This is a genomic window from Enterococcus sp. HMSC072F02 (genome assembly GCF_001837725.1).
In the GTDB taxonomy this organism is placed as follows: Bacteria; Bacillota; Bacilli; order Lactobacillales; family Enterococcaceae; genus Enterococcus_B; species Enterococcus_B lactis.
Map to the genome: position 1 here is coordinate 1 of NZ_KV833910.1, position 14275 is coordinate 14275.

Below are 14275 nucleotides of genomic sequence, written 5' to 3' on the forward strand. Positions count from 1 at the left end.
CTTTATTTAAAACTTTGCAACAGAACCCTTTTTTGTATAAAAAAAATATAGAAAAGACACCCTGAAATCCTTTAGAATTAATTTGGCTACCAATTCATAGGAGGATTCAAGATGTCTCATACTCAGCTTATCAAAGATACCCTAAATATTCTAGACCTAAATATCTATTTCGAGGAAAATTGTTTAACTAAAGAAAAATACAAAGGGCAAATTTGCTTGATTTACAAAGGAACTCTTCTGTACAAGCCAGAAGAGTGTTCCCATTGTCTTTGTGTCGTCCCCTCTAGGATCATTCGTTGGGGGACGACAACCGTTCGGTTGTTACTGAATGATGCGTCTGAGTATCGCACTTATCTGGAGTTGAAGAAACAACGATTTAAATGTAAGTCTTGCCAAAGAACATTCGTAGCGGATACCTCTGTTGCTGAAAAACACTGTTTCATTAGTCAAAAAGTTCGTTGGTCTGTCATTGCTCGCTTAAAAGAGAATACTTCCATGACGGAAATCGCTCGTCAGAAAAATATTTCCACTTCTTCGGTCTATCGTGTCATGAAGCGATTCTACCGCCCATTGAATCCTTTCAAACAGGCTTTGCCAAAGGTCTTATGCTTTGATGAATTCAAATCGGTTCGAAGTGTTGCCAGTGCAATGAGTTTTATCATGATGGACGGACAAAGCCATGCATTATTGGATATTGTCGAAAATCGACGCTTGCCTTATTTAGAATGCTATTTTTCTCGGTTTTCATTAGCGACTCGTGAAGCCGTTCAATTGATTGTTATTGATATGTATGCGCCTTATGTTTCGTTGGTGAAAAAGCTTTTCCCGAATGCTCAGTTGTTCATCGATCGTTTCCACATCGTCCAACATATTGGCAGAACTTTCTTGAATCATCGAGTGAAAGAAACAACTGCACGACTTAAAGGAACTTCCCACTCTCAACGAGGACTAGGGAAAAAATTGAAACGCTATTGGAAACTCCTACAAAAAGAAGAAGTAAAGTTAAACTACGAAAAACGGATTTGGCGTGCCAGTTTTAAAGATTATTTGACTGAAAGTGAGATTGTCGATCGACTGTTAGCTGCTTGTCCCAACCTGCGCCAAGGCTATCAGTTATACCAAGACGTTCTTTATGCGGTAAAGAAAAGAGATCAGTCATTATTTGAGGACTGTTTAAACAGAGTAGTCAGCGGTCTTCCTGAAACCTATACAACCACTTTACGAACGTTTAAAAAGTTTCTGCCACAGATTCAAAATGCGCTTCACTACAGCTATTCAAACGGACCTTTGGAATGTTTAAACAACCACATCAAAGTATTAAAACGCAATGCGTACGGCTTTCGCAGCTTTTACAATTTCAAACTACGGATCATGATTCGTCATGGCAAAACATTTTTAACCAAATAAACAGAACAGAAAGAGAGTTTCTTCTTTCTGTTCTGTCCAAATTATTCTAAGATTTCTCTTTACCAACATCATTTGACAAAGAGCCTGTATTTATTACTGTCGAGGACAATGGCATCGGCATGATTGAAGAGGAACAAAAAAACATTTGGGATCGCTATTATAAAGCCGATCCGTCAAGTAAAAATACAAAGATAGGCGAGTCAGGTCTTGGATTATCAATCGTGAAGGAACTAGTGCGCCTGCACCACGGTTCAATTGAAGTGACCAGCCGAAAAAATGAAGGAACGACCTTCCTGATACAATTTCCAAAAGAAAAATAAAATTACCAGTAAAAAACCGTGGAGAGATAGCTGCTATTGATTTTTGCTATGTCTTTTCTTTGAGAGGTATCCGGTATGGTGGAGTGTCTGAAAAATAAAAAAATGGAGGCCAATTTTGTGAAAGCTGTTATTTCTGGAAGTATTGTTTTCCAAGAAGAATATCGAGATATGGAAAAAGATTTCAGTAAAAAAGGCATTGAATTAATTGATTATCCTCGCTCATGTCCGATCCTAGACAAAGAGTATCCAGAAATCTTGACGACTTTTTTTTAAATATCGCAGCAGCGGATTTATTTTTTGTATTTAATCAAGATCGGAAAGGGGTATTAGGCTATATTGGTGCCGCAACTTTTTCAGAAATGAAGTATTGTCTGATGCAAAATCTTATTCATGGAAAAAGGATCAAAATAGTCTTATTTAAGGAACCATCAGAGGAAAATTTTTTGTTTTGATGAGGTAGATCGCTGGCTAAAGAATGGCTGGATGGAAATCAGACAGCCTAACAATTTGGCATAACAAAGGTGTGGGCAAAAAACTGCTCACACCTTTTTGAATTTTTTATTTATATACTACAAAATCACTTGAAAATTATGATTCACTTTTGCTTCGATGCGTGGGTGAATATTCAAATAGTCGGCAATTAATTCGGTCATGTCGATTTGGATTTCTCGGACAATTTTCTCCGCACCAAACATCGCATAATTTCCTCCGCCGATTGCCCGATATTGATTTGTCACCACTTCCAGCATTTGTTGCGGAAGAACGGGGTGACCTTTAAAACGAAGTTCGGTAATCCGTTGTCCAACAGGCTGTTTCATATCAATAGTGTACTGAATCCCTTCATACATGTCATAATTGTAGTACTGGGGCTTAGGCTGAATAAAGGCTGGATTGAATACGATTTGGTTATTTTCTACAGCTAAATAATTTGCGGTCTGCTCCAACGCCGCTCTCAAATCTGCACCATTTATTTGAATCACTGCCAGAGTATTCGGATAAATATAGTTGGTGATGACGTCCCGCATCGTGATCGTCTCACCAAAGCCTTTTCCTTCATTATTGAATAACGCAGTTCCAGAAATCTCTGAGCCGCTGGCAAATAATTGTACACGATTAATAAACTCTACATAGGGATGTTCCTCAAGACGAGCCTGCATCGGATCATTAATACGCATATTTCCGTTCACTTTACCTAAGGGTTGATCCAACCATTTCTCTAGTTTTTCTTCTACCGGTACGATCGCTGCAAGAATTTCTGGATCAGGCTCTGATTTTTCAACTGAGTGTAAAGCAACCTGGTGATCTGTAACAACCACTTGCCCCTCTTTTTTCTCGACGGTAAGACGAATTTCACCGATGAACTCGCCACGATAGCCTGGTTGAACAACGGGAACACCATGAACCGTTTCAGCAATTTTCCGGTGCTGATGACCGGTGAAAAGGGCGTCAATGCCTTCAACCTGCTGCAATAGCTCGTAGCCTTCATTCTCTCCAGTTAGCGCTTCTGTGTCCTCACCGGTTAACAAGTCTTTTTCAAATCCGCCGTGGTAACTAACGATTACCAAGTCTGCTTGTTTCCTTAATAGAGGAACATATTCTTTTGCTGTTTCGACGATACTCTTAAACGTAATTCCTGCTAAGGTTTCTGGCTTTTCCCAGTGAGGAATGTATTGTGTCGTTAATCCCAAGATAGCAATTTTTACACCCACCTTTTCGATAATCTTATAGGCGTTTCCAAAGTATGGTTGGTCATTTTTGTTCACCATATTGGCTCCTAATATAGGCGCTTGATAATTCTTAATCGCTTCCTCGAGATAATCCACACCATAGTTAAACTCATGATTTCCCAACACTTGAACATCATAGCTCATTTGGTTAATCAAGTCTGTAAGCTCTTTGGCTGAACCATATTCTTTAGCAAGATAATAACTCAAAGGAGACCCTTGGATGAAATCACCATTTTCGATCGTAATTACCGGTCCATCTGCTTTTGCCCGTAATTCCTTCAGTTTCGACGATACTTTAGCCGTTCCTAAGGCCAGATCGGTTCTGCCGGAATAGTCTGTTGGTGAAACATAGCCATGCATATCACTTGTCTCTAAAAACGTAATGTTCATTCTGCGTGCTCCTTTAGCTGACTCAAAATAGAAAAACCGAAGCGTATTCAGCTGTTCGGTCTCTTTTTTTGATTTATAATGCCTTAATCCTTCATTTGAAGTGTTTTTAAAATGTTGCCTGGAATAAAGTTTTCTGTTGTCTGGCGAACAATCCTTCCTTGATCGAGATGATAAAGGTTATACCCATGACGTTCTTCAAAGCGTACGAAGCCATCGCCTTCATCTTCACCAACAAAGGACATACTCGATACAGTAAAATAGGGGATCCCATTAATTTCATCAGTAAATGTGTGATGGGTATGACCGTTTAGGATACAGCGAATATCGTAAGGTGCGATTAGCTTCAAGAAACGTTCGGTACCAGGCCATTTTGGTATACTGCTTTGGTGAGACAGTAGATGATGATGGGTGACCAAGAAAATCGGTTGGTCTTTTTCTTGCTCTAAGGCTTTTTTCAGCCATTGAAATTGCTGATCGTCCACTATACCATCTGCGTATCCATAGCTTGAATTATCAAAGGAAATCACTGTAAACTCAGGATATTTGACTATCTGGTTGTACGGGGCAGAAGAGGCGGCTTCATCGCACCAGCCTACCCAAAAATGTTCTTTGATATCGTGATTGCCTAGAGTAACAAGAATCGTCGTTTCTCCTAGCGCATTTTCCAGCCAAGTCTTCAAGTATCGATAATCGTCTATTTCGCCATCTTCGGTTAAATCTCCGCTGATAATCACAAGGTCCAAGGGTGTTTGCTGCAGGAGATGATGAATGCATTGCTCCAGATGGATAAGGGGATTCTGCATCGTAGCCAGCATTCCCTTATAGCCTTCTTCACAAGCCTCATACTCTCTGCGAAAGTGTATATCTGATATATGCAATATATTCATTCTTATCTCAATTTCTTTCTTATAATTCCGGTTATTTGATCTAAAATAAACACGGTTACGACTACGCCAATCAAAATAATACTCACTTTGCTCCAAGACCGAGTTTGAATCGCGAATATCAATGGAGCACCGATTCCGCCAGCGCCAACTAAGCCTAAGGTAGCCGCACTACGAACCGCTATTTCAAAATGATTTAATGCTAAAGAACAATAAATCGGCATCAAATAGGGGATGCGAACAAAGAAAATCGTTTGCCAAAAATTTGCTCCTACCGCATGCATTTCTTCAACAAGTCGCTCATCCATCGCTTCCATTTCTTCTGTAAAAAGTTTGCCAAGCATTCCGATCTGATGGACGCCAATCGCCATAACACCAGCAAAGGGGCCAGGTCCGACGACTTTCACAAAAATAATTGCAAAAACTAGTTCAGGAAAAGCTCGTAAAACATTACAGATAAGCTTGCCATTTTTTGTTACCCATGGATGTGCTTGCCAGAGGTTAACCGCACTGATCAAGGTAATGGGAATCGCTAATACCGTAGCGATCATTGTCCCTAAACAGGCGATTCCAATGGTTAATAATAGCAAACTAATCAAATCCTCGCCGCTGCCATCATATAGAAACTGCCAATCAGGCTGACCTAACCCTCTCAAAACGTCCATTCCCATGGAAGGAGAGAAGGTGCTTAATCCAGAGTAATCCAGAGTAGCGGCCAACAAAATAACGAGAATCACTAAAGCAACTAATGATAAAAGGGTTCTTCTGTTCATTTCACGAAGCATCATAACAGGGACCTCCTGACACGTTCACTTAATTTATCAACGATCGCGACAGTTACTAGGATCGTTAGAATAATGATTGAAACTCGTTCATAATTCAAAAGCGCAAGTGAGGAATTTAGAATAACGCCAATACCACCAGCTCCGACATATCCAAGGACAGTAGAAGCACGAACATTCACCTCAAACGCGTAAAAAGCATAGCTCGCAAACTGACTCAAAACTTGTGGAGCGATCGACCAAATAGCGATTTGCATTTTATTTGCTCCAACAGCCGCAGCGGCTTCAATCGGGCCAAAGTCAATGGTTTCAATTGCTTGAAACATTAATTGTGACACCATACCAAAAGTAAAGACAGCGATAGTCAACACGCCAGTCGCTTCACCAATTCCAAACACAGCAACAAAAAGCGCGGCTAAAAGCAGGGTAGGGATGGTCCGTACTAAACCTAAAAGAAAACGAAAGATGGTAGAAAGAAGACGGTTTTCTGTCACTACAGTGGTCGCTAAAAAACTAACAGGGATCGCTAAAATTAAGCCAATGACCGTTCCAAGCAAAGACATTTGAAGTGTTTTCACCATAGGCTCGACTAATTTAGGTAAATAGCTAAAGTCTGGATGAATGAAGCGTGATAAAAAGACAGTCATTTGATTGGAGTTTTGAAAAACCTGAGAAAAATCAGCTGACGTGATCCAGGCACTTCCTTGATAACAAACAATTAAGAACAGAAGAATAAGCAGGTGTTTATACCATTTAAAGTGAACGGTTTCTTTCAAGCTCATCGATTTCGCCTGCCTTTTCTTCAAAGATTGCATTGCCATAAATTTGCTCTAAGCGTTCATCGGTTAAGTCGTCTGGACGACCATCAAAGACAACCTGAGCAGCTTTTAACGCGAGCACACGCGTAGAAAACTCACGAGCCAGAGGGACTGAATGCAGATTGACAATGACTGTTTTATCCATCGTTTGATTGATATTTTTTAGGTCCATCATAACCTTTTGAGTCGTGATTGGATCTAATGATGCAACGGGTTCATCCGCTAAAATAATGGGGGCTTGCTGCACGAGTGCTCGCGCAATGGATACTCGCTGTTGTTGCCCACCACTGAGCTCATCACTGCGTGTCTGCAATTTATCAGACAAACCAACTTTTTCCAGTGCTTCCTTTGTCTGCTGGTAGTCTTCCTTCGTAAAAAGACCTAAAATACTTTTCCAAGTGGAGTAATAGCCCAAACGTCCAGATAGCACATTTTTCTGAACCGTACTACGCTTTACCAGATTGAAGCTTTGCGAGATTAGACCAATCTGGCGGCGAATCTGTCGCAGCTCTTTTTTATTCGCTTTTGTAATAGAGGTTCCATTAATGCGAATATCTCCTTTGGTGGTTTCTGCCAAGCGATTGATACTGCGCAGCAGAGTGCTCTTTCCAGCACCACTCAACCCTATGATGGAAACAAATTCTCCATCTTCAATTGTTAAGTCAATATCCTTCAAGCCAACAACGCCATTGGGATAGACCTTCGAAACATTGTCAAAAATAATCATTATCCTTCTCCATTTTTTTAAGTGTAAGCAAAAAAAAGCTTGCTGACACTTACTGATGTTTTATTCTGCTGCTTTTTTCGTGTAGTCTCTGATCGTGTCATAGGCAGAATCAGCAGCTTCTTCATAGCCCTGATGCCCCCACAAAGCCATTGCTTCTTTGCCATCTTTATCATCCTTCATATTTAAGAAGGTCTCTTTAATTTTCGCTTTTAAATCTTTTGACATGTCAGGCTGTACAGCGATTGCGTCATTCGGAATATCGCCTTTTGTCAGGTACAGGACTTTTAAATCCTTAAATAAATCATTATCTGGGAAATTCGAAGCAAAAACATTTCGCGCGCCTTCAAAAACAAACGCCGCATCCATTTGCTTGTTCAACACTGCGGTAATCTCACTCGGAATATCATTCACAGTGGTCATCTTTGTATCTGCAGTAGGATCAATCCCAGCATCTTTCAATTCAGCGACAGGATAGATGTAGCCGCTAGCAGAGTTAGGACTTAAGGTTGCGATATTTTTTCCTTTTAAATCAGTTAACTTATTCAATCCGCTATCGGCACGAACCAATACTTCTCCTTTAAAGGTGTTCGTAAGTTTGTCCTTTAATGGCAAGCCAGTTTCTTGATCATAATCGCCGAGCTGAGAAGTCAGGATTGCATCTGCAGCTCCAGCATCCTTTGCTTGAACATAGGCTGCAGGCGGCATAATTCCGACATCGACTTGACCAGAAGACATCGCTTCGACGATCGTTGAATAATCAGTAGCTAACGTCACTTCTACCTCACGATCTAACTTTTTCGATAAATACTTAGCAAATGGTTTTGCTTTTGCCTCCATACTACCATCATTGTTTGTTGGAACGAATTGAACAACTAATTTTTCTTTGCTCTCTTTTTCTGAGCTGCTACTTGTATTCCCAGAACCGCAGGCCGCCAAAGTGGTCAATAACATGACTCCGATGAACCCTTTTGCTAACTGTTTGAACTGCATTTTTCTCCTCCTGTTGGATATAATTTCTAATACGTCTAAATCATAGCAGGGAATCAAAATCAATGAAGTGACGCACGTCTTATTTTACACAACTTTTACATACAATTTACAAACAATTATAAATAATTATTCGTATTGAGCCGAAAAACAATCTAAGCTATAATAAAGAAAAACTTCTTAGAGGTGACGATTTCATGAAAAAAATCCATGATACGAAGCAATTAACTGCTTACGTTGAGAAGCACAACCTGCAGGATTATATGGATTCAGATATATTGGCAATGGCTTCTTTACTTTTTTTTGAAAAGGAAGAGCACCTCATTCAAACGGGAACAACCTCAGATTATTTGTATTTTTTAGTGGATGGGACGGTAATGGTGTACTCGTATTCTTCTGATACACAAAATATTTGCATCGATTACGCAAAGCCCGCTACACCACTCGGCGAAGCCTCTTCATTGTGGGAATTATCGCCGAAAAGCAGCGTTAAAGCAGTGACTAAGTGCATCTGTATCAGCATTCCGCTAAATCAATATCGAACACAGCTTCAAAAAGATATTCGCTTTTTGCAGAATATTTGCCAGTTACTAAGTTATCGTTTAAATTCCGGGATAAATTTGGCGAACTCACTGACAGAACCTGTTGAAACTCGTTTAGCAAAGTTTATTTTGACCCATCACGAAAACGAACGTTTCTCATTTCGGTTAACCACCTGCGCCTCAATCTTAAATGTCAGTTATCGACATCTTTTACGAACAATCACGAATTTTCGTGAGGAGAATATTATCGAAAAGAAAAAGAATTATTACTTGATTCATGATATCGAAGCTTTAGAGGACTTAGCTGAGAATATAAGTAGTCCAGTAAAAGCAGAATAACAGCTATAAAAAAACAGCAGTCAGAAGTGATTGCTGGTTTTTTGATAGTGGAGAAATTGGGAAACGGAAAATCTTCGTTGAAGAGTAGTGTTCTATATATTGGTATGCTATACTTTTAAAAGTTCAATGTGTCAAGACACATAAAAAGGGGAGAAAAATTTTGAAGAAAATACTTGTTTCATTGTTGTTTTTGGTGTCATTAGTAACGTTAGTCGGCTGTAGTCAGTCTCAGGGGGAGAAGCAAAGTGAAAAAGAGAAAAGTAAAATCGCTTTGGTTCTTGGATTTGGCGGGGTTGATGACCGCTCCTTCAATCAAGCTGGCTGGGAAGGATTAGAGGCTTGGGGAAAAGAGAAAAAGCTGACAGCAAAAAAAGATTTTACGTATATAGAAACGAACAATCCAGAGGATAACAGTACCAATATCGATCAGGCAATCAGAAACGGCTTTACCACCATTATTAGCTTGAGCTACTTGCAAGCAGAGGAACTGGAAAATGCTGCTAAAGATAATCCAAAGTTGAAATTTGCCTTGGTAGATGGTGAGATTACTGGGAAAAAGAATATCTCATCAGCAACCTTTAAAGATCAAGAAAGTGCGTATTTAGCAGGACTAGCTGCCGCATATACGACAAAAAGTGATCAAGTAGGCTTTATTGGTGGAATGGAAGGGCCCGTGATCCAACGTTTCCAAAGCGGATTTGAAGCTGGCGTTAAGGCAGGGGCCACAGCACTGAACAAGGAAATTACTGTTAACGTACAATATGCCGCATCCTATGATTCGCTAGATAAAGGAAAAGCTATTGCTGCTTCTATGTACAAAGAGGGAGTCGATATTCTTTATCAGGCGGCAGGAAGTACTGGAGCTGGGGTGTTCCAAGAAGCAAAAGCCCGCAATGAAAACGACTATAGCAGAAAAGTATGGGTGATTGGTGTAGATCGCGATCAAGCGGATGAAGGGGATTATAAAATGGAGAACGGCGAGACAGGGAATTTCACGTTGACTTCTACAAAGAAAAATGTCGGTGCAGAAGTCAAAGAATTTGCAGAAACTTCTCATAACGATAAATTTCCTGGCGGCAAGCATTTGACCTTTGGTTTGAAAGAAGAAGGGGTAGATCTGACAAAAGGACAATTATCAGAGGAAGCCTATCAGGCAGTTTCAGACGCAAAAGAGAAAATCATCAGTGGTGATTTCAGACTGTAGACAAAGTCCATTTTATGGATGATGTCTACAGTCTTTTCTTTTATAATAGATTTATGAAAACGAATGCAAGGAGTGATAGCTATGATGTCTAAAAACAATACGAATGGTAGAAATCAATTTGCGATGCTTACGATTGATGATCTAGTTCCTCAAGATCATCTCGTTCGAAAGATTGATGCCGTGCTTGATTTTGAATTTATTTATCCAATCGTCGAAGCCACTTGCTCCGATTTAGGTCGCCCAAGTATCGATCCAGTGATTCTGACCAAATTGGTGTTTATTCAGTATTTATTCGGTATCCGTTCCATGCGACAAACCATTAAGGAAGTCGATACTAATGTCGCTTACCGCTGGTTTTTAGGCTACTCCTTCGAAGAGAAAATCCCCCATTTCTCAACTTTTGGAAAGAATTATGTTCGCCGATTTAGAGAAACGACGGTGTTTGAGGATATTTTTGCCTATATTTTAGAACAAGCAGTTAAAGCAGGTTTTGTAACAGAGGATAATTTGTATCTGGATTCTACCCACATCAAAGCTAACGCCAATAAACATAAGTTTACGAAAGAAATGACCCATGATGAAGCGAAAGCCTATCAGGATGAATTAGAAGATGAGATCAATCGTCAACGAATAGAGGCTGGAAAACGCCCTTTTACTTTGGACTTAGAAAAGGAAGTGAAGCTGAAAGAAAGAAAAATAAGTAAAGCTGATCCGGAAAGCGGCTACAACGTCAAAGGCGAACGAGAAAAACAATTTGCTTATTCTGCCCATACTTCATGCGACGACAATGGATTTATTCTTAGCACAATCATCACTCCTGGAAATATTCATGACAGTTAAGTCGCCTTTCAGCTCGTCAAACAATCGAAGAGACTTTTTCCTGAAATCAATTGTGTTGTCGCTGATGCTGGGTATAAGACACCTAAGTTTGCTCACTTTTTGACTCATTTGAACCTTCGACCTTGTTTGCCTTATTCAAGGCCCAAAGGGAAAAAGGGGCTATTATCAAAAAATGAGTTTCTCTATGACGAGTATTTTGATTGTTATATTTGTCCGCAAGATCAAATGCTCGCTTTTTCAACGGTTACTCGAGAAGGGTACCGAGAATACAAATCCAATTTAAAAGAATGTGTGAACTGTCCTCTGCTAAACCAATGTACCAAAAGTAAAAATCATCAACGAGTCATCACGAGACATGTTTGGGGAGATCTGATGAATGAAGTGGAACATCTTCGCCTAACAGATCTGAATAAATCAATTTACAAAAAACGGAAACAAACGATTGAACGAATATTTGCGGATGCAAAAGAAAAGCATGGGATGCGTTGGACCAAGTATCGAGGCTTGGAAAAAGTCGCGACGCATACGATGCTAGTGTTTGCTGCAATGAATTTAAAGAAATTAGCCACCTGGCTATGGAAAGGCAAGGAGCCTTTATTTTTTTGTTCAAAAATTCGAAACGAAGTAGATAAAAAGCTGTTCCAAGCTCGAGTTACGAGTTTGGAACAGCTTTTGTCTACAGTCTGAGAGGACTACCTGTATTAGTCCTCTTTTTTGACCAGATTTTGACCAGTCTATTTTACATTCTAATATATTCATATGAGCTAATTTTTTGATTAAATGGTAAGTTTTTCCTTGTTTGTTTTAGTTTAAACTAGTGTGTAATTTAAAAATCTATATGGAAGGGTCTGTGGGGTAATACTTAAATATAGAGGTTGTGACAGAAGTGGGCAGCTTCAAGAAATAAGAAGGAATTTACGAAAATTGCTTCTCAAATTTTTGTGAAATTTCGGCTTATTTTTCGAAGAAGCTACTTCTGGAACACTTTTGTTCGGAAAAAGGAGGTGTGACAAGATTTTTGTCACACCTCCTTTCGTAATAAGGTGAAATGAAAATAATTTCATTCAAATGGACGGAAGCTATCAGCTAGCTATATCAGAGTAATTTTGATGCAAAAAAACAGAGCCAAAACATTCTTAGTGTCCGTAGCTCTACTTGTATGTTTCAAATTTAAGACAAAGAGGTGGCAAAAGATGTTAATGAGGAAGATAAAATTACTGTGTTATTTAAATTAGGAAAAATACAAACTAGTTAACTAACTGTAACAAGCTAATTTTAAGAGATTCTTATTAGAAGACGTTTAGGAATATTACTAAGAAAATGACCATACAGGTAATTGTCATTTCAATAATGTTTTCTAATTTTCGCGTCTTTGTTTTAAGAAAAAGACCAGAACCAGTTGAAAAAAAGTTGGTACGATAGTGAAGGGGGACAAAATTTCCTACTAATATTCCCACTAACAAGAGATAAAATGGCCAGTTTGGTGTGATTCCTCTATAAAAAAATGCCCACGCTACCGAAACCCCATAGATTAGCAACTGAACGATTTTTACAATGAAAAAAATTTTTTGCCATTACTCAAGGTCTCTTCCTCCTTGTATCGTTTATTTGTTTCATTTTATCATTACGATAGGCGCTTGAACAATACATTTTGTATTTTCTTGAGTGCTCTTGGATAAACTACCAGCGATGATCCTATTTATTTATGTTACTGCAAATCATCATAGATTATGATTCCAAAAAGAATCATTGGGAGGCTGTGGCGTAAATATTATATTATAAGCAAGAAATACCTATATCTAGTTATTTCTGGCTTTTTTGATAGAAAAGTGACAGAAGAATAATACAAATAGCCTAATAATAGAATAGTTAATCATTTTTTAATTGATCATTCTCTTTGCTTCATTTCATTTATGCAAGAGAATGGTATTTTTTTCTAACTATCATAATGAAAAAAACAAACTTTTTATAATAAAAACAACAAAAAAATGTCTGAAAAATCGGACATAAAAGTGTTTGTTTTTGAGATGGCAATAGGGGTAAAGAAAGGACAAGATTGATAGAACTAGTTCTAATGATTAAACAATTTTGAAGATAACCCAAAAATGAACAGAAAAGACTTAAATATATAAGATATCATTCTCTTTGTTTAAATTAGATAGCGTAAAATATTTTGTGTAAATAGAATTTTTGAGTAGAAAAAAAGAAAGTCCATTCTGTAAAATTAAAGTTACCACACAGAAATTTTATAGGAGGACTTTCTCATGACACATTTTACTACAGAAATTATGGAAACACTAATCAATAAAGGTGATCTAGATGATTTATTTCGGCGACATTTAGAATTAGCCATCAATTCGTTACTGCAGGCTGAACTAACAGCTTTTCTTGATTATGAAAAGTATGATCGTGCCGGTTTTAATACGGGTAATTCCCGCAATGGGAATTATTCACGATCATTTAAAACCGAGTATGGAGAATTGAATTTAGTTATTCCAAGAGATAGAAATGGAGAGTTTTCTCAACAAACTGTACCTGCTTACAAAAGAAGCAATGATACTCTGGAAACAACCATAATTCAGTTGTTTCAAAAAGGAATCACCATGTCTGAAATCTCTGATTTAATCGAAAAAATGTATGGTCATTATTATACACCACAAACAATTTCAAATATAAGTAAGATTGTCTCTGAAGATGTATTAGCTTTCAAAGAAAGACAAATAGAATCTAAGTATCCAATCATTTTCATGGATGCTACTTATATTCCTGTAAAAAGACAAACTGTTTCAAAAGAAGCCGTTTATATCGTAATTGGTATCCGCTTAGATGGAACAAAAGAAGTTTTAGGATTTAATATTGCTCCAACAGAGTCTGCTTACGTTTGGAAAGAAATCCTTCAAGACTTAAAAAATCGTGGTTTAGAGGAAGTTTTATTAGTAGTAACAGATGGATTAAGTGGTATTAATGACAGTATTTATAGTGTTTATCCAAATGCTCAATTTCAACAGTGTTGTGTTCATGTTTCTAGAAATATTGCGCATAAAGTCCGTATCAACGATAGAAAAGAAATTTGTGATGATTTTAAGACTGTCTATCAAGCCGATTCAAAAGAAGAAGCTATTAATCAAATAAATTTTATGACAGAAAAATGGAAAAAACAGTATCCAAAAGTGATTAGATTACTTATGAATCCTGCTATATTAACCTTTTATAATTTTCCTTCCTCAATTAGAAGAACTATTTATTCAACGAATTTAATTGAGGGATTTAATAAGCAACGCCGTTTGTATAATTAAGCGAGACAAATA

Annotated in this window: 11 protein-coding genes and 2 pseudogenes; 7 read left to right on the top strand and 6 right to left on the bottom strand. The window is 38.2% G+C overall.

Annotation, left to right across the window (positions count from 1 at the left end; translation table 11 throughout):
- Positions 1–111: 111 nt before the first annotated feature.
- The 3 genes from HMPREF2731_RS02505 to HMPREF2731_RS02515 all read left to right on the top strand — a co-directional run bounded on the left by HMPREF2731_RS02505 (position 112) and on the right by HMPREF2731_RS02515 (position 2000).
- Positions 112–1407: an ISL3 family transposase gene (locus HMPREF2731_RS02505; protein ID WP_008266458.1), complete on the top strand. Its 1296-nt coding sequence runs from the start codon at positions 112–114 to the stop codon at positions 1405–1407.
- Positions 1408–1526: 119 nt separating this feature from the next.
- Positions 1527–1727: an ATP-binding protein gene (locus HMPREF2731_RS02510; protein WP_002297848.1), complete on the top strand. Its 201-nt coding sequence runs from the start codon at positions 1527–1529 to the stop codon at positions 1725–1727.
- Positions 1728–1802: 75 nt separating this feature from the next.
- Complete coding sequence (locus HMPREF2731_RS02515; RefSeq protein WP_002297850.1) at positions 1803–2000, top strand: hypothetical protein; 198 nt, start codon at positions 1803–1805, stop codon at positions 1998–2000.
- 296 nt (positions 2001–2296) lie between these two features.
- Here HMPREF2731_RS02515 and HMPREF2731_RS02520 read toward each other — a convergent pair whose 3' ends face one another.
- From HMPREF2731_RS02520 to HMPREF2731_RS02545, 6 genes are all read right to left on the bottom strand, one after another.
- Positions 2297–3844 (bottom strand): bifunctional metallophosphatase/5'-nucleotidase, encoded by a 1548-nt coding sequence (locus tag HMPREF2731_RS02520; RefSeq protein ID WP_002297851.1) that lies wholly within the window; start codon positions 3842–3844, stop codon positions 2297–2299.
- Between the two features lie 83 nt (positions 3845–3927).
- Complete coding sequence (locus HMPREF2731_RS02525; RefSeq protein WP_024636399.1) at positions 3928–4731, bottom strand: metallophosphoesterase family protein; 804 nt, start codon at positions 4729–4731, stop codon at positions 3928–3930.
- A gap of 2 nt (positions 4732–4733) precedes the next feature.
- Entirely contained in the window at positions 4734–5516 is a 783-nt protein-coding gene (gene phnE / locus HMPREF2731_RS02530) for a phosphonate ABC transporter, permease protein PhnE (protein WP_024636398.1), read from the bottom strand.
- The gene (phnE, locus tag HMPREF2731_RS02535) at positions 5513–6292 is read right to left on the bottom strand and encodes a phosphonate ABC transporter, permease protein PhnE (RefSeq protein ID WP_008266449.1); all 780 of its coding nucleotides are present in this window, start codon (positions 6290–6292) and stop codon (positions 5513–5515) included. Before phnE (HMPREF2731_RS02535) ends, phnE (HMPREF2731_RS02530) begins: the two co-directional genes overlap by 4 nt.
- The gene (gene phnC, locus HMPREF2731_RS02540; protein ID WP_002297857.1) at positions 6264–7055 is read right to left on the bottom strand and encodes a phosphonate ABC transporter ATP-binding protein; all 792 of its coding nucleotides are present in this window, start codon (positions 7053–7055) and stop codon (positions 6264–6266) included. Before phnC ends, phnE (HMPREF2731_RS02535) begins: the two co-directional genes overlap by 29 nt.
- 60 nt (positions 7056–7115) lie before the next feature.
- Positions 7116–8045 carry a phosphate/phosphite/phosphonate ABC transporter substrate-binding protein gene (locus HMPREF2731_RS02545; RefSeq protein ID WP_002297858.1) on the bottom strand — a complete coding sequence of 310 codons (930 nt, stop codon included), beginning with the start codon at positions 8043–8045 and terminating at the stop codon, positions 7116–7118.
- 194 nt (positions 8046–8239) lie between these two features.
- Here HMPREF2731_RS02545 and HMPREF2731_RS02550 point away from each other — a divergent pair, with 194 nt between their 5' ends.
- The 4 genes and pseudogenes from HMPREF2731_RS02550 to HMPREF2731_RS02565 form a co-directional block, all read left to right on the top strand.
- The gene (locus tag HMPREF2731_RS02550; RefSeq protein ID WP_024636397.1) at positions 8240–8923 is read left to right on the top strand and encodes a cyclic nucleotide-binding domain-containing protein; all 684 of its coding nucleotides are present in this window, start codon (positions 8240–8242) and stop codon (positions 8921–8923) included.
- Positions 8924–9083: 160 nt separating this feature from the next.
- Positions 9084–10127: a BMP family lipoprotein gene (locus tag HMPREF2731_RS02555; protein ID WP_002340328.1), complete on the top strand. Its 1044-nt coding sequence runs from the start codon at positions 9084–9086 to the stop codon at positions 10125–10127.
- Positions 10128–10190: 63 nt separating this feature from the next.
- Positions 10191–11654, top strand: a pseudogene (locus HMPREF2731_RS02560) (IS1182-like element ISEfa7 family transposase).
- Between the two features lie 1577 nt (positions 11655–13231).
- A pseudogene (locus HMPREF2731_RS02565) lies at positions 13232–14260 on the top strand (IS256 family transposase); the annotation flags it as partial.
- Positions 14261–14275 lie beyond the last annotated feature (15 nt).

Excerpts from the sequence above, each read along its gene's own strand:
- HMPREF2731_RS02520 (WP_002297851.1), bottom strand. The coding sequence starts at position 3,844 with ATGAACATTACGTTTTTAGAGACAAGTGATATGCATGGCTATGTTTCA.
- HMPREF2731_RS02550 (WP_024636397.1), top strand. The coding sequence starts at position 8,240 with ATGAAAAAAATCCATGATACGAAGCAATTAACTGCTTACGTTGAGAAG.
- HMPREF2731_RS02515 (WP_002297850.1), top strand. The coding sequence starts at position 1,803 with ATGGTGGAGTGTCTGAAAAATAAAAAAATGGAGGCCAATTTTGTGAAA.
- HMPREF2731_RS02510 (WP_002297848.1), top strand. The coding sequence starts at position 1,527 with ATGATTGAAGAGGAACAAAAAAACATTTGGGATCGCTATTATAAAGCC.
- HMPREF2731_RS02545 (WP_002297858.1), bottom strand. The coding sequence starts at position 8,045 with ATGCAGTTCAAACAGTTAGCAAAAGGGTTCATCGGAGTCATGTTATTG.
- HMPREF2731_RS02505 (WP_008266458.1), top strand. The coding sequence starts at position 112 with ATGTCTCATACTCAGCTTATCAAAGATACCCTAAATATTCTAGACCTA.
- phnE (WP_008266449.1), bottom strand. The coding sequence starts at position 6,292 with ATGAGCTTGAAAGAAACCGTTCACTTTAAATGGTATAAACACCTGCTT.
- phnE (WP_024636398.1), bottom strand. The coding sequence starts at position 5,516 with ATGATGCTTCGTGAAATGAACAGAAGAACCCTTTTATCATTAGTTGCT.
- phnC (WP_002297857.1), bottom strand. The coding sequence starts at position 7,055 with ATGATTATTTTTGACAATGTTTCGAAGGTCTATCCCAATGGCGTTGTT.
- HMPREF2731_RS02525 (WP_024636399.1), bottom strand. The coding sequence starts at position 4,731 with ATGAATATATTGCATATATCAGATATACACTTTCGCAGAGAGTATGAG.